Origin of the sequence: Streptomyces sp. NPDC058955, assembly GCF_042741435.1 — a bacterium.
Classification (GTDB): Bacteria; Actinomycetota; Actinomycetes; order Streptomycetales; family Streptomycetaceae; genus Streptomyces.
Genome location: NZ_JBHYKM010000068.1, coordinates 1 through 22582, shown reverse-complemented (window position 1 = coordinate 22582; position 22582 = coordinate 1). Strand labels below are relative to the sequence as shown.

At 73.3% G+C, this 22582-nt stretch carries 16 protein-coding genes and 1 pseudogene; 10 read left to right on the top strand and 7 right to left on the bottom strand.

Annotation, left to right across the window (positions count from 1 at the left end):
- Positions 1-17: 17 nt before the first annotated feature.
- Positions 18-1916: a ricin-type beta-trefoil lectin domain protein gene (locus tag ACFW1I_RS24025; protein ID WP_384673361.1), complete on the bottom strand. Its 1899-nt coding sequence runs from the start codon at positions 1914-1916 to the stop codon at positions 18-20.
- 106 nt (positions 1917-2022) lie between these two features.
- Between ACFW1I_RS24025 and ACFW1I_RS24020 the strand changes: the two are divergent.
- A pseudogene (locus tag ACFW1I_RS24020) lies at positions 2023-2928 on the top strand (PhzF family phenazine biosynthesis protein); the annotation flags it as partial.
- Between the two features lie 60 nt (positions 2929-2988).
- Here the strand turns inward: ACFW1I_RS24020 and ACFW1I_RS24015 are convergent.
- Complete coding sequence (locus ACFW1I_RS24015) at positions 2989-3915, bottom strand: DUF5937 family protein (RefSeq protein ID WP_384673409.1); 927 nt, start codon at positions 3913-3915, stop codon at positions 2989-2991.
- Positions 3916-4063: 148 nt separating this feature from the next.
- Here ACFW1I_RS24015 and ACFW1I_RS24010 point away from each other — a divergent pair, with 148 nt between their 5' ends.
- Positions 4064-4972 carry an oxidoreductase gene (locus ACFW1I_RS24010; protein ID WP_384673360.1) on the top strand — a complete coding sequence of 303 codons (909 nt, stop codon included), beginning with the start codon at positions 4064-4066 and terminating at the stop codon, positions 4970-4972.
- 26 nt (positions 4973-4998) lie between these two features.
- On the opposite strand, the gene ACFW1I_RS24005 is transcribed toward ACFW1I_RS24010, so the two are convergent.
- Positions 4999-5952, bottom strand: coding sequence for an endonuclease/exonuclease/phosphatase family protein (locus tag ACFW1I_RS24005; RefSeq protein ID WP_384673406.1), 954 nt, complete (start codon positions 5950-5952; stop codon positions 4999-5001).
- A 258-nt stretch (positions 5953-6210) separates the two neighbouring features.
- Between ACFW1I_RS24005 and ACFW1I_RS24000 the strand changes: the two genes are divergently transcribed.
- Positions 6211-6978: an NPP1 family protein gene (locus tag ACFW1I_RS24000; RefSeq protein WP_384673359.1), complete on the top strand. Its 768-nt coding sequence runs from the start codon at positions 6211-6213 to the stop codon at positions 6976-6978.
- An 18-nt stretch (positions 6979-6996) separates the two neighbouring features.
- Here the strand turns inward: ACFW1I_RS24000 and ACFW1I_RS23995 are convergent, their stop codons facing one another.
- Positions 6997-8301, bottom strand: coding sequence for an ROK family protein (locus ACFW1I_RS23995; protein WP_384673357.1), 1305 nt, complete (start codon positions 8299-8301; stop codon positions 6997-6999).
- Positions 8302-8472: 171 nt separating this feature from the next.
- On the opposite strand from ACFW1I_RS23995, the gene ACFW1I_RS23990 reads away from it, so the two are divergent.
- Genes ACFW1I_RS23990 through ACFW1I_RS23975 form a run of 4 tightly spaced genes read left to right on the top strand, consistent with a single transcriptional unit; the run spans position 8473 to position 13091 of the window.
- Positions 8473-9783 (top strand): extracellular solute-binding protein, encoded by a 1311-nt coding sequence (locus ACFW1I_RS23990; RefSeq protein WP_384673355.1) that lies wholly within the window; start codon positions 8473-8475, stop codon positions 9781-9783.
- An 11-nt stretch (positions 9784-9794) separates the two neighbouring features.
- Positions 9795-10787, top strand: a complete 993-nt coding sequence (locus tag ACFW1I_RS23985) for a carbohydrate ABC transporter permease (protein ID WP_384673352.1) — start codon at positions 9795-9797, stop codon at positions 10785-10787.
- A gap of 37 nt (positions 10788-10824) precedes the next feature.
- The gene (locus tag ACFW1I_RS23980; RefSeq protein WP_384673403.1) at positions 10825-11664 is read left to right on the top strand and encodes a carbohydrate ABC transporter permease; all 840 of its coding nucleotides are present in this window, start codon (positions 10825-10827) and stop codon (positions 11662-11664) included.
- A gap of 59 nt (positions 11665-11723) precedes the next feature.
- Positions 11724-13091 (top strand): GH1 family beta-glucosidase, encoded by a 1368-nt coding sequence (locus ACFW1I_RS23975; RefSeq protein ID WP_384673350.1) that lies wholly within the window; start codon positions 11724-11726, stop codon positions 13089-13091.
- 81 nt (positions 13092-13172) lie between these two features.
- Here ACFW1I_RS23975 and ACFW1I_RS23970 read toward each other — a convergent pair whose 3' ends face one another.
- Positions 13173-14192, bottom strand: coding sequence for a LacI family DNA-binding transcriptional regulator (locus ACFW1I_RS23970; RefSeq protein ID WP_384673347.1), 1020 nt, complete (start codon positions 14190-14192; stop codon positions 13173-13175).
- Between the two features lie 191 nt (positions 14193-14383).
- On the opposite strand from ACFW1I_RS23970, the gene ACFW1I_RS23965 reads away from it, so the two are divergent.
- From ACFW1I_RS23965 to ACFW1I_RS23955, 3 genes are all read left to right on the top strand, one after another.
- Positions 14384-16576 (top strand): discoidin domain-containing protein, encoded by a 2193-nt coding sequence (locus tag ACFW1I_RS23965; protein ID WP_384673346.1) that lies wholly within the window; start codon positions 14384-14386, stop codon positions 16574-16576.
- A gap of 127 nt (positions 16577-16703) precedes the next feature.
- Positions 16704-18887: a discoidin domain-containing protein gene (locus ACFW1I_RS23960; protein ID WP_384673344.1), complete on the top strand. Its 2184-nt coding sequence runs from the start codon at positions 16704-16706 to the stop codon at positions 18885-18887.
- A gap of 44 nt (positions 18888-18931) precedes the next feature.
- Positions 18932-20023, top strand: coding sequence for a DUF1996 domain-containing protein (locus ACFW1I_RS23955; protein WP_384673341.1), 1092 nt, complete (start codon positions 18932-18934; stop codon positions 20021-20023).
- Positions 20024-20121: 98 nt separating this feature from the next.
- Here ACFW1I_RS23955 and ACFW1I_RS23950 read toward each other — a convergent pair whose 3' ends face one another.
- A complete protein-coding gene (locus tag ACFW1I_RS23950; protein ID WP_384673339.1) occupies positions 20122-21357 on the bottom strand; it encodes an MFS transporter in 1236 nt (411 codons plus the stop codon).
- On the bottom strand, positions 21354-22451 hold the full coding sequence (locus ACFW1I_RS23945) for a PLP-dependent cysteine synthase family protein (protein ID WP_384673337.1): 1098 nt from the start codon (positions 22449-22451) through the stop codon (positions 21354-21356). Before ACFW1I_RS23945 ends, ACFW1I_RS23950 begins: the two co-directional genes overlap by 4 nt.
- Positions 22452-22582 lie beyond the last annotated feature (131 nt).

The window sequence follows — 22582 nt, the reverse complement described above, 5'->3', positions numbered from 1 at the left end:
CGGGAACGGGTGCGCGGTCAGGACGGCTGGTGGGTCCACTTCTGGTTGGCGCCGCCGGTGCAGGTCCAGATCTGCGCCCGGGTGCCGTCGGCGGAGGAGTTCCCGGTGACGTCGAGGCACTTGTCGGCGGCCGTGTTCACCACGTCGTGGGTGGTGGGGTCGTACGTCCACCGCTGGGCGCCGGTCCCGTTGCAGGTGTAGAGCTGCACCTTGGTCCCGTCGGCGGTCGCGCCGCCCGTGGCGTCGAGGCACTTGCCGAGCGCCCGGACGCTGCCGTCGGCGGCGAGGGTCCACCGCTGGGCTGCGGTGCCGTTGCAGGTGTAGAGCTGCACGGCGGTTCCGTCGGCGCTCGACGCGCCCGCCACGTCCAGGCACTTGCCGGCGAGCCCGGTCAGGGCCCCGGTGGGCGCCCCGGCGCCCGGCGTCCCGGACCAGGTGAAGGTGGCGGTGGTGCGGGCCGGGAGGGTGTACGTGAAGGACTGGCCGCCCCAGTCGACGCGGACGGACTGCGCCGAGCCGCCGCCGTTGTGCGCGATCAGCGCCTTGGAGCCGTCGGGGTTGCGCCAGACCACGTTCTGCACCGTCGCGTTGTCGGTGGAGGCGATCCGGTACGCGCCCGGCTTCACGAACCTGGTGAGGTGACCGGTCGTGTAGTACTCGATCGTGTAGTCGACCTGCCCGGCCCGGGCGCCGCCCTCCTGCACGGTGATCAGACCGGTGCAGGTGCCGCAGCCGCCGTTGTGCGGCCCCATGTCCTGGTTGAGCGCCAGGCTCCACTTGACCAGGCTGCTGCTCCAGTTGCGGGCGTAGGACACGATGTCCTTCAGGTCCTCGTTGTGCTGGTTCCCGATCCAGGTGCCGCCGGAGTGCTCCGTGGAGAACTGGCGCACCGACGGGTACTGGTCGTGGACCTGGCTGCCGACGGCCGGGTCGCCGAAGTAGCCGTGCCAGGCGATGCCGCCGAACAGCGGGTCGTTGCGGACGCCCGCGTCCCCGAGGACGGCGGCGCCGAAGTTCGCGTAGTCGCCGTAGTTCCAGTCGTGCACCAGGACCTTGGTGGTGATCCCGGCGGCCCGGAAGGCCGGGTAGACGTGGTTCTTGGTGAACTCGACCAGGCCGGACGGGTTCCAGCTCATGCCCGGGTAGTTCATCGCCGTGGGGTTGCCGGCCTGGCAGCAGTTCGGCTCGTTCTGCACCGAGAGGTAGTCGACCTTGATCCCCGCCGCCTGGTAGCTCTGGACGTACTTGACCAGATACTGCGCGTAGGTGGGGTAGTGCTCCCACTTCAGCCAGCCCATCTGGTCCATCCGGCCGTTGTCCTTCATCCAGCCGGGTGCGCTCCACGGCACGCCCTTGACCCGCAGCGCCGGGTTGAGCTGCTTCGCCTGCGCGGTCAGCAGCCGCACGGGCGTGTCGTAGCCGTTGGTGCCGAAGTCGCTCAGGTCGCAGCAGGTGTCGTCGAGGGAGACGTTGCCGGGGCGGGAGAGGTCCGAGGCACCGATCGGGTTGCGGACGAAGGAGAGCCCGATGCCGTCGGTGGGGGAGAAGAGCTTGCGCATCACCTCGTCGCGGGTGGCGGCGCTGATCGCGCCACCGCGCAGGAGGTGGGCGGTGGTGTCGGTGATCGAGGCGCCGCCGCCCTCGAACTGCTGGTAGGTGGTGGACTCGTCGACGGTGATCGTGTGGCTCGCGCCGCCGCCGGCCGGACCGAAGGAGAGCGGGGCCTGCGGGGCGAGCCCCCGGGTGACGGTACGGCCTCCGGCGTCGGAGGTGGTGGTCAGCCAGACGTCCACCCGCTCGCCGGCCGCCTGCGCGGTGCCGGGCGCGGTGAGGACCAGACCGGTCGCCACGAGCGCCCCGGTGAGCAGGGCGGCGAGGGAGCGGGGGCGCGCCCCCCGTAGAAGCTTGAGCTGCACCTGACAAACCTTTCGTCGAGGCGTACCGCGCTGCCGCACGGACCCGGCCCGCCCGGATCCGCCCGTGTCCCACAAGACGGCAAGCCTTTTATCAAGCTGTGAACTTATGGAGCCGCCGAGCCCCCGTCAACCCCTCCCGCGTACAACTCCCGAAGCGGCCACCGGCCCGGACGGCCCGCACAACGCCCCGTGGCCCAGGGGGCGTTCGGGAGGTTACGGTGCCCGGGTGACCCGACCACCGACGATCGTCCGAGCCTGCCTGCGCGAGGGCACCGGCGGCAGCCCCACCGCCGTCGTCGACGAGCCCCGCTCCGCACCGCCGCTCACCGACGACGAGCGGCGGCGGGTTCCCGGGCTCGCCGGGGCCTCGCACGCCGTCTTCGTCACCCCTTCGACGGCCGCCGGAGGGGGCGGGCCGGCGTACGCCCTGCGGTTCTTCACCTCCGAGGGGGAGCTGCCCGCCTGCGGGCACGGCACCGTCGCCGCCCTCGCCCGCATCGCCGCCCGCGCCGGGGAGTTCGACGGGCTGCTGCGGACCGCCGGGCGGGTGTTCGCCGGGCGGGCCCGGCCCGGGAGCGACGGGCTGATCCATGCCGCCTTCGACCCCGGGCCCGTCGAACTGCGGGAGCCGGAGCCCGCCGCGTACGAGCTCCTGCTGCCCGCGCTCGGCCTCGGTCGGGGTCCCGCCGGGCCGGGGCGCGTCGCCTCCGTCGGGCGGCCCCGGCTGCTGCTCCCCGTCGCGGACCGGTACGAACTCGCCGCCCTCGCACCCGACTTCGGGCTGCTGCGGGCCGCCTGCGACCGGCTCGGGCTGCTCGGCGTGTACGCCTACTCCGCGCCGACGCGCGAAGGCCGGGCCGCCGCCCGGATGTTCGCCCCGTCGATCGGCGTCGACGAGGACATCGCGAACGCCAACAGCACCGCCTGCCTCGCCGCCCACCTCGCCGAGCCGGGCCGCCCGCTCGACCTCGCCGTCGACATGGGCGACTCCCTCGGCCACCCCGCCACCCTCACCGCCTCCGCCCGCCCCGGCCCGGACGGCCGGCCCCGGATCCTCCTCGGGGGCACCGCCTCAGCCGGAGGAGGCCGCGAGGAGGGTTTCGGCGGCGGCGGTGCGGGCGTAGAGGACGGACCGGCCGGCGCGGTGGGCGCTGACCAGGCCGGCGCCGCGCAGCGCCGTGAGGCACTGGGACACCCCGGCGGGGGAGAGCCCGGTGCGGCGGGCCAGTTCGGTGGTGGAGGCCGGTGACCCCAGCTCGGTCAGCAGCAGCGCCCGTGACCGGCCGAGGACCGCGGCGATCGCGCGGGCCCCGGTGGCGGGCCGCGTCTCCCACAGCGCCCCGACGCCCCGGGCCGGATAGGCGAGTTGCGGCGGGTCCGGCGGGCACACCCGGGTCCGCAGGCCGGGGCCGGTGAACGCGGAGGGGATCAGCAGCAGGCCCGCACCCACGGACCGGCGGGGCATGCCGCGCTTCCGGCGGGCCAGGGTGAGCGCGTTGTCGTCCCAGCTCACCGAGGTGTGCAGGTCGTCGAAGAGCCGGCCGGCACCGTGCTCGGCGAGGGTGCGGGCCCGGTGGAAGACGTCGGCGTCCAGGACCGCCCTGATCCGTGCCCAGTAGGGGGCGAGCGCCACCTCCCAGTAGGTTTCGAGCTCTTCCGCGACCTTGGCGAGGCGGGCGGCCGGATCCGCGCGCAGGCCCGAGAGGCGGGGGCCGAGCCGACCCCGGTGGCGGGCGAGGTGGTCGAGGTCCCGGCGCACCCGGTCGGCGGGCGTCGCCGCGATCGCGGTCCACTCGTCCGCCGCCGTGGGCGCGGGCCCGGCCGGGGCCGGGTTGAGGAAGTCGGGCACATAGCCGGACGGGCCGACCAGCTCGGCCAGCCACCCCCGGTCCAGTCCGGCGGCCACCACCCGGGGACGCACCTGCTCGACCCAGGGCCGGTGGACCGGATGCGCCGTGTCCGAGGTCAGCAGCCGGAAGCCGGGCGCGACCTCCCACATCGGCGAGACGGCGAACCGCACCTGCGCGAGGTCGTTCGCCGAGAACGCCAGCTCCGCCACGCCATCCCTCCCCGAAGGATTCGTACAAAGGATTCGTGCATACGTGAATCAATGGCCCGACAGGCTACCGCGGGGCGATCATCCCGCCATGACCTCACAGACGACCGACGCGTCGGCGTCGGGCACCTGGCAGCTCGGCGACCGCACGGTCCACCGGATCGGCTTCGGCACCATGCGGCTGCCCCAGCACGGCGAGGCGTTCGCCCCCGGCGCCCTCCCGCGCGACCGCGACCAGGCGATCGCGGTGCTGCGCCGGGCGGTCGACCTCGGCGTGAACCACCTCGACACCGCCGCCTTCTACTTCTCGTCGCTGCGCTGCGCCAACGAACTGATCAACAGCGCCCTCGCGCCCTACCCCGACGACCTCGTCATCGCCACCAAGGTCGGACCCGGCCGCGGCCCCTCGGGCAACTGGCTGACCCACGCCACCCCCGGGCAACTGCGCGGCCAGGTCGAGGAGAACCTGCGCCGGCTCGGCCGCGACCACCTCGACGTGGTCAACCTCCGCATCGTCGGCACCGACTCGATCGCCGAACGCTTCGGCGCGCTCGCCGAACTGCGCGACGCCGGGCTCGTCCGCCACCTGGGCCTGTCCAACATCCACCCGCACCACCTCGCCGAGGCCCAGGCCATCGCACCGGTGGTCTGCGTCCAGAACATGTACGGCATCGGCGTCTCGCCCGACCGCGACGCGCTCCTGCGCCTCTGCGGCGAACAGGGCATCGCCTTCGTGCCGTTCTACTCGATCGCCGGCTCCGGCCGGGAGGCCGGCGCACCCGCGCACGAGGACGCCGCGGTGGAGGCGATCGCCCGCGCCCGCGGGGTGAGCCCCGCCCAGCTGCGGCTGGCGTGGACGCTGCACCGCGGCCCGCACGTCCTGGCCATTCCCGGCACCGGCGACCCCGGCCACCTGGAGGAGAACGTGGCGGCCGGCGCGCTGCGCCTCACCGAGGACGAGCTCGCGGCCCTGGACGCCCTCCACCGCGCCGCCGTGTGACGCGCGGCGGGCGGAGCGCGGACCGGTTACGCCTCCGCGTCCAGCGCGACCCGGGCCAGCACCGGCAGGTGGTCGCTTCCGGTGGCGGGCAGCGCGCGGATCGCCGGCACGCGTCCGCCGCGCGCCAGGACCTGGTCGATCCGGGCCACGGGGAGGGCGGCCGGGTAGCTGAGGGCGAGGCCGCGCGCGGGCGTGCCGAGGCGTGAGGTCAGCGGGGCCAGGCCGCGGTCGTCGACCGTGCCGTTGAGGTCGCCCGCCAGGACCACCCGGCGCGACTCCTCCGCGGCGAGTATCCGGCCGAGGCGGGCGGCGCTCTCGTCGCGCCGGGCGGACCCGAGCCCGCCGGGCCCGAGCCGGACCGACGGCAGGTGGACGACGTACGCCGCCACCTCCCCGTACGGTGTCCGCACCTCGGCCCGCAGCGCCCGCTGCCACGGCTCCGTGATGTCCCGGGGCTTGATGTCGAGCGCCCGGGCGGTGCCGAGCGGGTGGCGGGACCAGAGGCCGACCGTGCCCCGCACGGCGTGGTACGGGTAGCGGGGCGCGAGTTCCCGGCGGTAGACGGCCGACGCCGGAGCGACCAGCTCCTGGAGGGCGATCAGGTCGGCGCCGGAGTCCGCCAGCGCCCGGGCGGTGCCGGCCGGATCGGCGTTGTCGTCGGCGACGTTGTGCTGGACGACGGTGAGCTCGCGCGGGCCGGGCGGCTCCGCGGGCAGCAGCCGCGGACCGAAGGCGGCGGCCCAGAGCACGGCCGGGAGGAGCAGGACGAGCAGCGCCGTGCGGGCGCGCCGCACCGCCGCGCAGAGGAGGAGCAGCGCGGTGAGGGGGCCGAGCCAGAGGAGGAAGGTCTCCAGCAGACTGCCCAGCCGCCCCGGGGTGTTCGGCACGAACCGGTGGAGCGCGAGCAGTCCGGCGGTCGCGACGCCGAGTCCGGCGAGCAGCCGGCCGCGCCGGCGCCCGTCCTGCGGCGACCGCCGGATCCGCCGCGCCTGCCGGATCCGCCGCGGCCACCGGATCCGCCGTGTCCCCGGTTTCCCTTCCCGCCCCGCCACCGCCACCCGCCCTTTCCCCGGTCTTCCCCCGGCACTCCTGATCAGGACGTGTCCGCCTGTCCGGCGGTTGCCGGCCGTTTGGCCGCGGCTTGGAGTGGGCATGTCAGCGCGCGGTCGTCCGTCCCGCCGGGCACCCGGCGCGACCGCCGCACCGCCACCCCCCTCGACCCCACCAGGGAGCCGGAGTTGAAGACCTCGCGTCGCGTCACGAAGGGCGCCGCCGTCCTCGGCAGCGCCCTCGCCCTCCTCCTCGCGGTCCCGGGCACCGCCCTCGCCGCCCCGCCGACCGCGCTCCCCGCGAACGCGGACGGCCTGGAGCAGACCTACCAGCCCGCGTACGACTACGACACCGACGGCTGCTACCCGACGCCCGCGATCGGCCCGGACGGCACGCTCAACCCCGGGCTGAACCCGTCCGGCACGGTCAACAGCCAGTGCCGGGACTCCTGGGACCTCGCCAACACCAACGGCTACGCCCGCTCGCTCTGCAACAACGGCTGGTGCGCGGTCATCTACGGCCTCTACTTCGAGAAGGACCAGGCCGTCTGGGGCAGCGGTCTCGGCGGCCACCGGCACGACTGGGAGCACGTCGTCGTCTGGATCCAGAACGGGCAGGCCCAGTACGTCTCCACCTCGAACCACGGGTCCTTCACCGTCCACGGCCGGGACGCCATCCGCTGGGACGGCACCCACCCCAAGGTCGTCTACCACAAGGACGGCATCGGCACCCACTGCTTCCGGGCCGCCAACTCCAACGACGAGCCGCCCGAGAACCACCGGGGCACCTGGCAGTTCCCCGCCCTCGTTGGCTGGAACGGCTACCCGCCCGGCATCCGCGAGAAGCTGAGCCAGGCGGACTTCGGCAGCGCCCACTTCGGACTGAAGGACGGCAGCTTCGCCGACCACCTCGCCAAGGCGAAGCCGGCCGGGATCCCCTTCGACCCGTACGCGTAGCCGGCGCGGGACCGCCCCTCAGCCGGAGACCCGGTCGCGCAGCGCCGTCTGCCAGGCGGGCGCCGGAATGCTCGGCGCCCGCTCGGGGCGGCGCCCGCCCAGGGCGAAGAAGTCCACCAGGGGCAGCAGCCCGGCCCCGACGGTGACCGCCTCGGGCCCCAGCGTGCCGAGCGTGATCTCCGTACGCCCGCCGGGGTGGCGGAGCGCGTACGCGCGGGCGTACGCCGACACCGGGGCGAGGAACCGGCTGCCGAGCTGGAGCCCGGCCCAGCCGCCGACGAGGATCCGCTCCGGCTGGAAGAGGTTGATGAGATCGGCGAGCCCGGCCCCCAGGTACTCGGCGGTCTCGTCCAGCACGGCGAGCGCCACCGGGTCGCCCGGCCCGGCGTGCGCCGGGTACGCGGCGGCCAGCATCGCCGTCAGCGCCGTCTCCTCGTCCGCGCCCGCCGGCGGTTCGCCGCCCGCCTCCCGCCAGCGTTCGAGCAGCGCCTCCGCGCCGGCGTACGCCTCCAGGCAGCCCTGGGCGCCGCAGCGGCAGCGGCGGCCCCGCACCCGGACCGTCAGATGGCCCCACTCCAGCGCCTGGCCGGGGCCCAGCGGGTCCGTCACCACGCACGCGCCGACGCCGGAGCCGAAGAGCACGACCACCGCGCTGCGGGCCCCCCGGCCCGCGCCGAACCACATCTCGGCCTGGCCCAGGGTCTTGGCGCCGTTCTCGATCCGGTACGGGACCTCCGCCGGCAGCGCGACCTTCTCGCGCAGCAGCCGCTCCAGCGGCACCGCGTCCCAGCCGATCGTCTGCCCGTGCACCACCGCCCCGCGCTCCGCCGTCCGTTCGACGATGCCGGGGACGCCGATCCCGACGCCGAGCAGCCGCTCCGCGGGCACCCCGGCGGTGCGCAGCACCTCGGCGATGCCGTCCCGCAGGTGGTCCACGACCACCGCCACCTCGTACCGCGCGGTCCTCGGCCCGGACGGCGCCAAGGGGCGCTCGGTGCGGGCCAGTTCGGTGAGCGCCAGGTCGAACAGCTCGATCCGCACCCGGGTCTCGCCGATGTCGACGCCGATCATGCAGCCGCTGTCCGGGGCGATCCTCAGCAGGGTGCGCGGCCGCCCGCCCGCCGAGTCGACGCTGCCGGCCTCCTCGACCAGGCCCTCGGCGACCAGCTCCGCGACCACGTTGCTGATCGACCCCGAGGAGAGCCCGGTCGCGGGGCCGAGCATGAGCCGGCTCATCGGGCCGTCGAAATAGAGCCTCCGCAGCACGGCCGTCCGGTTCTCGCGCCGCAGGTCGCGCACCGTGCGGCCACTCTTCGCGTGCACGCTCGCCCCCTTCCGTCGTAGTCGTCCGCTGCAACATACCCGCACGACAAGCCTTGACGCGACCTTCTCATGGGGTTTAACTCACATCCTAAATTAAGCCGACGCGGCGGAGAGCGGTCCGGGCGCTCCCCCTGTCGGTCCTCCCGCCTTCCCTGAAAGGGACCAGGAGCCATGCGCAGAATCAGAGCCGCCGTCACGGGTGCCGTCACCCTCTCCCTCGTCCTCACCGCGACCGCCTGCGGCGGCGGGGGAGAGGACGGCGGCGGCCAGGCGACGAAGACCCTCACCTACTGGGCCTCCAACCAGGGCTCCAGCCTGGAGGTCGACAAGAAGGTCCTGCAGCCCGAGCTGGACGAGTTCGAGCGTCGGACCGGCGTCAAGGTCAAGCTGGAGGTGATCCCGTGGTCCGACCTCCTCAACCGCATCCTCACCGCCGCCACCTCAGGCCAGGGCCCCGACGTCCTCAACATCGGCAACACCTGGAGCGCCTCCCTCCAGGCCACCGGCGCCCTGCTGCCCTGGGACGCGAAGAACTTCGACGCCATCGGCGGCAAGGACCGCTTCGTCGACTCCGCGCTCGGCTCCACCGGCGTCCCCGGCCAGGACCCGGCCGCCGTCCCGCTCTACTCGATGGCCTACGCCCTCTACTACAACAAGCAGATGTTCAAGGACGCCGGCATAGCCGAGCCGCCGACGACCTGGGACGAGGTGATCGCCGCCGGCAAGAAGCTCAGCAAGGACGGCAAGTGGGGCATCGGCGTCGAGGGCTCCAACCTGTCCAACAACATCCACCAGGTCTTCGTCCTCGGCAAGCAGCACGGCGCCGACTTCTTCACCGCCGACGGCAAGGCCGACTTCACCTCCGACGGCGCCGTCGCCGCCGTCAAGCAGTACGTCGACCTCATGGCCACCCACAAGATCGTCGCCCCCGGCAACGCCGAGTACGCCCAGAACCAGTCCCTCAGCGACTTCGCCAAGGACCGCACCGGCATGGTCCTCTGGCAGACCCCGTCCCAGACCTTCGCCTCCCAGGGCATGTCCGAGGACGAGTGGGGCGTGGTCCCCGCCCCGGTCCCGGCCGGCAAGCCCGGCACCGGCACCGCCACCAACTCCATGGTCGCCGGCATCAACCTCGCCGTCTTCAAGAACACCAAGAACCTCGACGGCGCCCTGAAGTTCGTGAAGTTCATGACCAGCGACGAGGAGCAGACCGCCCTCAACAAGACCTACGGCTCCGTGCCGCCGGTCAAGGGCGCCCAGCAGGACCCCGCCTTCTCCGGCCCGTCCCTCGCCGTCATCCGCGACACCCTCGCCACCAGCGCCGCCGCCCTCCCGCAGGTCCCGGAGGAGTCCCAGTTCGAGACCGTCGTCGGCACCGCCGTCAAGGAGCTCTTCGCCGACGCCGCCGCCGGCCGGCCCGTCACCACCGAGTCCGTCAGGGCCAAGCTCGACAAGGCCCAGCAGCAGATGCCGAAGAAGTAGGCACCGCGCCCATGACCCAGACCGCCGTCACCCCCGCGCGGGAGCCGGCGGTGCGCAAGGCCGCACCCGGAGGGGCGCCCACCGCGCGCCGCTCCGGGCGCCGCCGCCTCGCACTGCCCTACCTGCTGCTCCTGCCCGCGCTGCTGCTCGAACTCCTCGTGCACCTGGTGCCGATGCTCATGGGCATCGGCATGAGCTTCAAGGAACTCACCCAGTTCTACATCCGCGACTGGGCTTCCGCCCCCTGGGCCGGACTGGACAACTTCTCGGTCTCGATCGACTTCGACGGGGCCGTCGGACAGTCGCTGCTCAAGTCCTTCCTCACCACCTGCCAGTTCACCCTGCTCTCCGTCGGCCTGTGCTGGCTGCTGGGCACGGCCGCCGCGATCCTCCTCCAGGAGAACTTCCGCGGCCGGGGCTTCCTGCGCACCCTCTTCCTCGTCCCGTACGCGCTGCCCGTCTACGCCGCCGTCATCACCTGGGCGTTCATGTTCCAGCGCGACAACGGCCTGATCAACCACGTCCTCCACGACCAGCTCGGCATCGGCGACAGCCCCGCCTTCTGGCTCATCGGCGACAACAGTTTCTGGGCCCTGCTCGCCGTCTCCGTCTGGAAGGGCTGGCCGTTCGCCTTCCTCACCGTCATGGCCGGACTCCAGAACATCCCCCGCGACATGTACGAGGCCGCCGCCCTCGACGGCGCCGGCGTCTGGAAGCAGATCCGGCACATCACCCTGCCGTCCCTGCGCTCCGTCAACCAGGTCCTCGTCCTGGTCCTCTTCCTGTGGACCTTCAACGACTTCAACACGCCGTTCGTCCTCTTCGGCGAGGCGGCCCCCGAAGCGGCGGACCTCATCTCGCTCCACATCTACCAGTCGTCCTTCCAGACCTGGAACTTCGGCACCGGCTCGGCCATGTCCGTGCTCCTGCTGCTCTTCCTCCTCCTCGTCACGGGCGTCTACCTCCTGCTCACCACCCGCGGAAGGAAGACCTCCGATGTCTGACACCGCCGCCGCGCGCGCGGCCCGGCCGCGCTCCCCGATGGCCCCGCCCCGCTCCTTCCTGTGGACCCGGCGGATCGTCCTCGCCCTCCTCACCGGCTTCGTCCTGCTGCCCGTGTACGTGATGGTGTCCAGCTCGCTGAAGCCGCTGGAGGACGTCTCCGGGAAGTTCGAGTGGATCCCGTCCGGGCTCACCCTGCGCCCGTACGCGGACATCTGGGACACGGTGCCGCTCGCCGACTACTTCGTGAACTCGCTCGTCGTCTCCGGCGCCGCCACCGTCCTCTCCGTGGCCGTCGCGATCTTCGCCGCGTACGCCGTCAGCCGCTACACCTTCCGCGGCAAGCGGGTCTTCACCGTCACCGTCCTGTCGACGCAGATGTTCCCCGGCATCCTCTTCCTGCTGCCGCTCTTCCTCATCTACGTCAACATCGGCAACGCCACCGGGATCGCCCTCTTCGGCTCCCGCGAGGGCCTGGTCCTCACCTATCTGACCTTCTCGCTGCCCTTCTCCATCTGGATGCTCACCGGCTACTTCGACTCGATCCCGCGCGAGCTGGACGAGGCGGCCAAGGTGGACGGCTGCGGCCCGATCCGCGCGCTGTTCCGCGTCATCGTGCCCGCCGCCCGGCCCGGCATCGTCGCCGTCGCCGTCTACGCCTTCATGACCGCCTGGGGCGAGGTCCTCTTCGCCTCCGTCATGACCAACGACACCACCCGCACGCTCGCCGTCGGCCTCCAGGGCTACGCGACCCAGAACGACGTCTACTGGAACCAGGTGATGGCCGCCTCCCTCGTGGTGAGCGTCCCCGTCGTCGCCGGGTTCCTCCTCCTCCAGCGCTACCTCGTCGCAGGCCTCACCGCGGGTGCGGTCAAGTGACGACTCCCCGGCGCCACGACCAGTCCGGTCCCCGACCCCGCACCGCAGAAAGGCACCCCGTGTCCGACCCCACCGCCGCCCCGATCGACCTGGCGGCCTTCCCGCCCTCCTTCGCCTGGGGCACGGCGACCTCCGCCTACCAGATCGAGGGCGCCGTCGCCGAGGACGGCCGCGCCCCCTCCATCTGGGACACCTTCTCCCGCGTCCCCGGCGCGATCGACAACGGCGACACCGGCGACACGGCCTGCGACCACTACCACCGCTGGCCCGAGGACATCGCCCTGATGAAGGAGCTCGGCACCGACGCCTACCGGATGTCGATCGCCTGGCCCCGGGTCGTCCCCGGCGGCGACGGCCCCGTCAACGCCGCCGGACTCGACTTCTACGACCGGCTCGTCGACGCCCTCCTCGACGCCGGCATCACCCCGAACGTCACCCTCTACCACTGGGACCTGCCGCAGGCCCTCCAGGACCGGGGCGGCTGGACCTCCCGCGAGACCGCCGAGCACCTCGCCGCCTACGCCTCCGTCGTCGCCGACCGCCTCGGCGACCGCGTCACCCGCTGGGCCACCCTCAACGAACCGCTCTGCTCCGCCTGGATCGGCCACCTGGAGGGCCGGATGGCGCCGGGCCTCACCGACCTGACGGCCGCCGTTCGCGCCTCGTACCACCTGCTCCTCGGGCACGGCCTCGCCACCGCCGCCATCCGGGCCGCCGCGCCCGGCGCCCGCGTCGGCCTCGTCACGAACCACTCCACCGTCGAGCCCGCCTCCAGCCGCCCTGAGGACCTCGCCGCGGCCCGCCGCATGGACGGCCACGGCAACCGCTGGTGGCTCGACCCGGTGTACGGCCGCGGCTTCCCCGCGGACATGCGCGAGCTGTACGGCGTCGAACTCCCGGAGCGGCCCGGCGACCTGGAGACGATCGCCGCCCCGCTCGACTGGCACGGCCTCAACTACTACTTCCCGGTGACCGTCGAGGACGACCCGGAGGGCCCCGTCCCGTACGCCCGCGAGGTCCGCCTCCCCGACGTGCCACGCACCGGCATGGACTGGCAGATCGAGGCGGCGGGCCTGGAGAGCCTGCTGCTGCGGCTCACCGAGGAGTACGGCGTCCGCGAGCTGTACGTCACCGAGAACGGCTCCGCCTTCCCCGACACCACCGGCCCCGACGGCGCCGTCCACGACCCCGACCGCACCCGCTACCTGGAGCAGCACCTCGCCGCCTGCGCGAGTGCCGTCCGCAAGGGCGCCCCGCTCGCCGGCTACTACGCCTGGTCGCTCCTGGACAACTTCGAGTGGGCCTACGGCTACGACAAGCGCTTCGGCCTCGTCCACGTCGACTACGCCACCCAGAAGCGCACCCTGAAGACCAGCGGCCGCCGCTACGCGGAACTCATCCGCGCCCACCGCGACCTGCGCGGCTGACCGACCGGCACCCCCGACCGCCCGGAAGGCCGCCCCTGCCGTCAGGGGGGCGGTCTTCCGGGCCTGCCCGGCCCTCCCGGGTCAGGCCGACTCCCGTACGACCAGGACCGGTTCGAAGACCCTCGAACCGGTCTCCCGCGTGCCCGGGTCCAGGCGGGCCAGGAGCAGCCGGGTCATCGCCGAGGCCATCTCCTCCACCGGCTGCCGCACGGTCGTCAGCGGGGGAGCGGACGCCCGGGCCGCCACCGAGTCGTCGAAGCCGATCACCGCCACCCGCTCGGGGACCGCCACGCCCCGCTCCGCGAGGAAGCGGCAGGCGCCCCGCGCCATCAGGTCGTTCGCCGCGAACACCCCGTCGATCCCCGGGTCGCGCCGCCACAGCCGGGCCATCGCCTCCCGGCCGCTCTCCTCGGTGAAGAGCCCGTGCTCGACCGGCACGTCGGTCACGCCCCGGGCCGCGAGCGCCGCCGTGAAGCCGTCGAGGCGGGCGCGCGCGGCCGGGGCCGTCACGGGCGCCGCGATCGTCGCGGGGCGCCGCCGCCCGGACGCCCACAGGCGGTCGGCGGCCAGCCGGGCGCCCGCCGCGTTGTCCAGGTCCACCCAGCCGTAGCCGACGCCGGCGCCGGGGCTGCCGAAGAGCACCGTCGGGAGTCCGGCCGCGACGAGCATCCCGGGCAGCGGGTCGTCCTCGTCGAGCGGCACCACCAGCGCGCCGTCGGCCCCGCCGCGCCGCAGGTAGTCGACCAGCTGCGCCCGGGCCGGCTCGGACTCCGCGACCAGCAGCACGGGCTGCACGGCGCGCTCGCGGAGCACCGGGAGGACGCCGTCGACGACCCGTCCGAAGAAGGGGTCGGAGAAGAGCCGGGCGGTGAACGAGCCGCCCGTGGCCGACAGCACCAGGGCGACGGCGCCGGTGCGCCGGGTCACCAGGGAGCGGGCGGCCTGATTCGGCGCGTACCCGGTGCGGGCGATGGCCTCGCGCACCGCCCGCTGGATCTCCGGAGCCACGTTCCGCACGCCGTTGACCACCCGGGACGCGGTCGCGCGCGACACCCCCGCCTCGCGCGCGACGTCCTCCAGGGTGGGTCCTCGATTCCCCATCCACGCACTTTATCGGTGCGGTCCGTCCGGTGGTCGGCACGTCCGCGCGCTCCGGCCCGCCCTCGTGATCGATGCTTAATGCAAGTCAAAAGAAAAGCCGTGTCGTATGGCTTGACCGTCAACTCCGGGCCCGTGCAAGGTTTCGGGAGAGCGCTCTCCCACGTGTCCGCCACGTTTCACCGAGGAGACTTATGTCCCCCGTTGGGTCCCCGCCGGCTCGCCGGCGCCCCACCCCCACACTCCGCCGCTCCACGGCCGGCGCCCTCGTCGCCGCCCTGGCCGGCACCCTGCTCGCGGTCGTCCCCACGACCGCGGCCCAGGCCGCCGAGACCCTGCTCTCCCAGGGCAGGACGGCCACCGCCTCCACCATCGAAGGCGCCGTCTTCCCCGCCTCCGCCGCCGTCGACGGCGACCTCGGCACCCGCTGGGCCAGCCAGTGGGCCGACCCCCAGTGGCTCCAGGTCGACCTCGGTGCCAGCCGGCAGCTCAGCAGGGCCGTCCTCACCTGGGAGGCCGCCTACGGCAGGAGCTACGAGATCCAGGCGTCCGACGACGGCGCCAGCTGGCGCACCGTCACCGCCGTCACCGCGGGCGACGGCGGGACCGACGAGGTCGCCCTCTCCGGCTCCGGCCGCTACGTCCGCATGAACGGCCTCGCCCGGGGCACCGGATACGGCTACTCCCTCTGGGAGTTCCAGGTGTACGGCTCCACCGACGGCACCGGCCCGACGCTGCCCGGCGGCGGCGACCTCGGCCCCAACGTGCACGTCTACGACCCGTCCACGCCCGGCCTCCAGGCCAAGCTGGACGCCGTCTTCCAGGAGCAGGAGTCCGCCCAGTTCGGCGCGGGCCGCCACGCCTTCCTCCTCAAGCCCGGCACGTACAACGGCCTCAACGCCCAGCTCGGCTTCTACACCCAGATCGCCGGCCTCGGCGTCCGCCCCGACGACACCACCATCAACGGCGACGTCACCGTCGACGCCGGCTGGTTCAACGGCAACGCCACCCAGAACTTCTGGCGCGGCGCCGAGGGCCTCGCCCTCAACCCGGTCAACGGCACGGACCGGTGGGCCGTCTCCCAGGCGTCCTCCTTCCGCCGCATGCACGTCAAGGGCGGCCTCAACCTCGCCCCGAACGGCTACGGCTGGGCCTCCGGCGGCTACATCGCCGACTCCAAGATCGACGGCCAGGTCGGCAACTACTCGCAGCAGCAGTGGTACACCCGCGACAGCACGATCGGCGGCTGGTCCAACAGCGTCTGGAACCAGACCTTCTCCGGTACCGAGGGCGCGCCCGCGACCTCCTTCCCCGAGCCGCGCTACACCACCCTGGACACCACCCCGATCTCGCGCGAGAAGCCGTACCTGATCTGGGAGGACAACCAGTACAAGGTCTTCTCCCCGGCCAAGCGGACCAACGCCCGCGGCACCACCTGGGCCAACGGCACCCCGCAGGGCGAGAAGATCCCGCTGACCCGGTTCTACGTCGTCAAACCCGGCACCACCGCCGCGACCATGAACCAGGCCGTCCAGCAGGGCCTGCACCTGCTCTTCACGCCCGGCGTCTACCACGTCGACCGGCCGATCGAGATCAACCGCGCGAACACCATCGTGCTCGGCCTCGGCCTCGCCACGATCATCCCGGACAACGGCGTCGCCGCCATGAAGGTCGCCGACGTCGACGGCGTCCGCCTCGCCGGCTTCCTCGTCGACGCCGGACCGGTCAACTCCCCGGTCCTGCTGGAGCTCGGCCCGCAGAACTCCGCCACCGACCACGCCGCCAACCCGACGACCGTCCAGGACGTCTACATCCGCATCGGCGGCGCCGGCCCCGGCAAGGCCACCACCAGCATGGTCGTCAACAGCGACGACGTCATCGTCGACCACACCTGGGTCTGGCGCGCCGACCACGGTGACGGCGTCGGCTGGGAGACCAACCGCGCCGACTACGGCGTCCGCGTCCACGGCGACGACGTCCTCGCCACCGGCCTCTTCGTCGAGCACTTCAACAAGTACGACGTCGAGTGGTACGGCGAGCGCGGCCGCACCATCTTCTACCAGAACGAGAAGGCGTACGACGCCCCCGACCAGGCCGCCATCCAGAACGGCGCCACCAAGGGCTACGCCGCCTACCGCGTCGACGACTCGGTGAACACCCACGAGGCGTGGGGACTCGGCAGCTACTGCAACTACAACGTGGACCCGACGATCGTCCAGGACCACGGCTTCAAGGCGCCCGTCAAGCCCGGGGTGAAGTTCCACAGCCTCCTGGTGGTCTCCCTCGGCGGCATGGGCCACTACAACCACGTCATCAACGACACCGGGGCGTCCACCATCCCCGCCGGCACCTCGACCGTGCCCTCCACCGTCGTCAGCTTCCCCTGACGGCCCGCCGGGGCGCGGCGCCCGCCGCCACGCCCCGGTCCTCCCACCCCTTCCGGGCGGCGATCCGTCCCGCTGCGCCGCCCGGAAGGCACATCCTCTTCCCCCTCGCGCCCGTAAGGGAGCCGTCATGCCCGCGCACACCACCGCCGGACCGGTCCGGCCGATCCGCCCCCGCACCCGCACCGCCGGCTCGATCGTCTCGCTCGGCGCCCTGCTCGCCGGCTCGCTGACCGCGCTCACCGCCGCCCCCGCCTCCGCCGCCGAGAACCTGCTCTCCCAGGGCAGGACGGCCACCGCCTCGTCCACCGAGGGCGCCGGCTTCCCCGCCTCCGCCGCCGTCGACGGCGACCCCGGCACCCGCTGGGCCAGCCAGTGGACCGACGGCCAGTGGATCCAGGTCGACCTCGGCCGCACCGCCACCGTCAGCCGGATCGTGCTGAACTGGGAGGCCGCCCACGCCACCGCGTACGACATCCAGCTCTCCGACAACGGCACGGACTGGCGGACCGTGAAGTCCGTGACCGGCTCCGACGGCGGCACCGACGAGATCGCCGTCTCCGGCACCGGCCGCCACGTCCGCCTCCAGGGCGTCACCCGGGCCGGCGGATACGGCCTCTCCCTCTGGGAGTTCCAGGTGTACGGCGAGGAGGGCGGCACCCCGCCCCAGTCCGGCGGCGCCGTCCGCGTCACCGGGAGCCAGGGGAACTGGCAGCTGACCGTCGGCGGACAGCCCTACACCGTGAAGGGCGTCACCTGGGGCCCGGCCGTCGCCGACGCCGGGCGCTACATGCCCGACGTGAAGTCGCTGGGCGTCAACACCATCCGCACCTGGGGCACCGACGGCTCCACCAAGCCGCTCCTCGACGCCGCCGCCGCCCAGGGCATCCGCGTCATGAACGGCTTCTGGCTCCAGCCCGGCGGCGGCCCCGGCTCCGGCGGCTGCGCCAACTACGTCACCGACACCACGTACAAGACGACCATGCTGAACGAGTTCGCGAAGTGGGTCCAGGAGTACAAGTCCCACCCGGCGACCCTCATGTGGAACGTCGGCAACGAGTCCGTGCTCGGCCTCCAGAACTGCTACTCCGGCACCGAGCTCGAAGCCCAGCGCAACGCCTACACGAGCTTCGTCAACGACGTCGCAAAGAAGATCCACACCATCGACCCCGACCACCCCGTCACCTCGACGGACGCGTGGACCGGCGCCTGGCCCTACTACAAGCGCAACGCCCCCGACCTCGACCTGTACGCGATGAACGCCTACGGCGACATGTGCGGCGTCCGCGAGGACTGGGAACAGGGCGGCTACACCAAGCCGTACCTCATCACCGAGACCGGCCCGGCGGGGGAGTGGGAGACCCCGAAGGACGCCAACGGCGTCGCCGAGGAGCCCACCGACGTGCAGAAGGCCGAGGGCTACACCCGCGCCTGGAACTGCGTCACCGGCCACCAGGGCGTCGCGCTCGGCGCCACCGTCTTCCACTACGGCACCGAGCACGACTTCGGCGGCGTCTGGTTCAACCTCCTGCCCGACGGTCTCAAGCGGCTCTCCTACTACGCCCTGAAGAAGGCGTACACGGGCGGCACCGCCGGCGACAACACCCCGCCCGTCATCTCGAACATGACCGTCACCCCGTCCGGATCCGCCCCGGCCGGCGGCGAGTTCACGATCCGCGCCGACGTCCGCGACCCCGACGGCGACGCCGTCACCACCAAGGTCTTCCTCAGCGGCAATTACGCCAACGGCGACAAGCGCCTCCTGGAGACCCCGCACCGGCGCAACGCCGACGGCTCCCTCACCGTGACCGCCCCCGAGAAGCTCGGCGTGTGGAAGGTGTACGTCCAGGCCGAGGACGGCCGCGGCAACGCCGGCATCGAGACCAGGTCGATGAAGGTCGTCGCCCCGCCGGTCGCCGGCACCAACCTCGCGCAGGGCCGCACCACCACCGCCTCCTCCTTCCAGGCGTCCTACGGCGACTGCCCCTGCCCGGCCGGCAACGCCACCGACGGCAACCCGAACACCCGCTGGGCCAGCGACTGGGCCGACCCGCAGTGGATCCAGGTCGACCTCGGCTCCGTCCGCGCCTTCTCCCGCCTCCAGCTCGTCTGGGACCCGGCCTACGCCCGCGCCTACGAGGTCCAGGTCTCCGACGACGGCCAGAACTGGCGCACGATCCACACCCAGACCGCCGGCAACGGTGACATCGACACGATCGAGGCAGCGGCCACCGCCCGCCACGTCCGCCTGCACCTGACCGCACGCGGCACCGGCTGGGGCTACTCCCTCCACGAGTTCGGCGTCTACAGCTGACCGGCCCGCACCACCCTTCCTCCCACCCCACTGAGGAGATCCCCATGAGATCGAGTCCGAAGCGGCTCTCCGTACTCCTCGTCAGTACGGCCCTCATCGCCGGCGCCCTCGGCATCGGCACGATGGCCCAGGCCACCGACCCGGACGACGGCATCCCGCCCGCCGTCGCCGCGGCCGCGAACCACGTCGGCCACCAGATGGCCGCCTCCACCCAGGCGTCGGGCGACGACGCCGACGGGGACGGATACATCCCCGCGAACCCGCCGGTCACCGGCGTCACCCCGTCCACGGAGACCCCGCCCCCGGCCTACCACCACGAGTTCCAGGCCGGCTGCGCCGTCACCCACACCGCGCCGGACGACCCGATCGTCTACCCCGGCCAGTTCGGCAAGTCCCACGACCACACGTTCATGGGCAACACCTCGACCAACGCCGCCAGCACCACCGCCTCCCTCTACGGAGGCGCCACCACCTGCAAGGCGCCCGCGGACGCCTCCGCCTACTGGATGCCCTCGCTGTACAACGGCGACCAGAAGATCCTGCCCGTCGGCCCGCAGGTCATCTACTACAAGGCCGGCGTCACCGACTACCGCAGCGTGCGTCCCTTCCCCAAGGGGCTTCGCTTCGTCGTCGGCGACCCGACGCAGACCGAGCAGGAGTTCCGCGCCCACAAGGGCTTCGTCGAGGGCTGGGAATGCGGTGACAGCTTCTTCAACACCGACTTCCCGGCGAGCTGTCCGAGCCGGCCCGACGTCCAGCTCAACCTGCGCATGCAGGCGCCCAGTTGCTGGAACGGGCTCCACCTCGACACCCCCGACCACAAGAGCCACATGGCCTACCCGGTCGTGAAGCCCGGCACCAACGACAACATGTGCCCGGCCTCCCACCCGGTCGCCCTGCCGATGATCGAGTTCAAGATGGCGTGGCCGGTCAACGGCGACATGAGCCGGGTCCGCCTGGCCAGCGGCCGCGGCTTCTCCTTCCACTACGACTTCTTCAACGCGTGGGAGGAGCGCACCCTCAAGGCCCTGGTCGACCACTGCATCAACGGCGGCCTCCAGTGCGACACCCGGGGCTTCGACCTGTACCGCCCCGAGCGCGGCACGGTGCTGAACGCCGACCACGTCCTGCCCTGATCCCCGTCCACCCCGTACGGGGGGGGGGCCGCGGCCCCCCCGCGGGGGGGGGGCGGGTCCGTCGGCGGGCGGAGCCCGTACCCGCCCCGGTTCCTCCGCTACTCCTCCGCGGCCGTCCGCAGCCGTCCGCCCCGCCCGAGCGCCGCGACCGCCGCCGCGCAGCCCAGGCCGACGGCGCAGAGCGCCAGCCACGGCACCGCCGTCCATCCCGTGACGTCGAGGAGCACGCCGGTGCCGAGGTTCCCCAGCGTGATCCCGATCCCGCAGACGGTGTTGTAGAGCCCGTAGTGGGTGGCCACCCAGCGGCCCCCGGAGAGCGCGACGACGGTGTCCATCTCGTACGGGTAGAGCACCGCGTTCGCCACCGCGAGGACCGCCGCGCACAGCAGCAGCGCCGGTGCGCCCCGGCCGAGCGCCGCCGGCAGCAGGAACGCGCCGCCCATCAGCGCGAGCCCGACGACGAGGCTCCGCTCGCGGCCGAGCCGAGCCGCGCACCAGGCGGTGATCCGCAGCTGCCCGGCGAGCGCGACGAGCGCGGAGACGACGAAGAGCGCGGTGGTGACGCCGGTGCCGCCCGCCGCGAGCGGCAGCGCCAGATAGACCTGGAAGGACAGCACGTACGAGCCGGTCATGGCGAGCGAGAAGAGCCAGAAGACCCGGTTGCCGAGGACGGTACGGAACGGGCCGCGGGCCCCGGGCTCCTTCCGCTCCGGCCGTCCGCCGCCCGCCGAGACCGGCAGGTGCCGCAGCTGGACCAGGGTCAGCCCCAGGAAGAGCAGGGCGGCGACCACGCACGTCAGCCGGAACGACACCCCGGTGAGCGCCACCCCGACCAGCGGCCCGAGCAGGATGCCGGCCTGGTAGTAGGCGTTGAACAGGGCGAACGCCTCCACCCGGCGCTCCTCGCCCGCCTCCGCCGCCAGGCACGCGCGGACGGCCGGGTTGAAGAGGGCGCCGGCGAGGCCGGTGGCGAGCGAGGCGGCGATCAGCACGGGCAGCGACTGGGCGAGGGCGAGCCCGCCGAAGCCGAGGGTCCGCAGCGCGCAGCCCGCGACGATGAGCGGCTTGAAGCCGAACCGGTCGGCGAGCGCCCCGCCGACGAGGAACATGCCCTGCTGGGAGAGGTTCCGGACGCCGAGGACGAGCCCGACCGTCCAGGCCGCCATGCCGAGCCCGTCGGACAGGTGGGCGGCCAGGTAGGGCATCAGCATGTAGAAGCCGAGGTTGATGGTGAGCTGGTTGAGGAAGAGGAGCCGGACGGCCGGACCGAAGGTGCGGCTCCGCTTCCAGAGGCCGCCCCGGGGCGCGGCGGCGGCGGTGCTCGTGGTGCTCAACGCGCCGCACCCGCCCGCCGGTCCAGGACCCGCCGGGTCCAGCCCTCGATCCCCTCGGGCCCCTCGTACGCGGCCGGTTCGTCCCGTACGGGTCCGTCGAGGAGGCCGTGGGCGGCGCAGTAGGCGTCGTTGAAGACGGTGTCGAAGTAGCGCTGGGGTCCGTCGGGGAAGACGGCCGCGATGCGGGTGCCACGCGGGCGCGTGCGGGCGAGCCAGCCGGCCACCAGGGCGACCGCGCCGACGCTCCAGCCGCCGGTGGCGTACTGGCGGGCGGCGAGCCGCCGGGCGGAGCGGACCGCCTCCGCCGGGGCCACCCAGTGGACCTCGTCGAAGGCGGCGTGGTCGACGTTGGCCGGATGGATGGAGGAGCCGAGGCCGCGCATCAGCCGGTCCCCGGCGGGCAGGCCGAAGACGGTGGAGCGGATCGAGTCGACGCCGACGAGCTCCAGGGCCGGGCTGCTGGTGGCGCGCAGCGCGCGGGCGATGCCGGCCGAGTGGCCGCCGGTGCCGACCGCGCAGACGAGGACGTCGATCCGGTCGAGCTGCCCGGACAGTTCGGCGGCGAGCCCGGCGTAGGCGGCGGGGTTGTCGGGGTTCCCGTACTGGTCGGGCCACCAGGCGCCGTCGAGGCGGGCGAGGAGGTCGGCGACCCGGTCCTTGCGGGCCTGCTGCCAGCCGCCGTGCGGGTGGGGTTCGGTGACGACGTGCACGGTGGCGCCGTGGGCGACGAGCATCCGCTCGACGATGGGCTCCAGGCCGGGGTCGGTGACGACGTGCACGGGGTGGCCGTGGAGCACCCCGGCGAGGGCGAGCCCGAGGCCGAGGGTGCCGGAGGTCGACTCGACGATGGGGGCGCCGGGCCGCAGATCGCCGCGGCGGCGGGCCTCCTCGACCATGTGGAGCGCCGGGCGGTCCTTGATCCCGCCGGCGTTGAAGCCTTCGAGCTTGGCCCAGTAGCCGTCGTCGGTCCACAGCACGGGCGTGTTGCCGACGGTCGGATGGGGACGCGCGGGCGCGTACGGCGACAGGGGCGCGTACGGCGACAGGGGCGCGTGCGGGGGTACGGGGGCGTGCAGGGGCAGGGGGGCGTGCATGGGTGTGGGTACGTCCTCGGAGTGGGTGGTGCGCCGGAATGGGGCCTGACGGTCGCGGGGCGAGAGTCAGGCGCTCAGTTCCGGTCCACTCCGAGGGCGATGAGCAGCCGTCCGGGCGCGGGGCAGGGCCC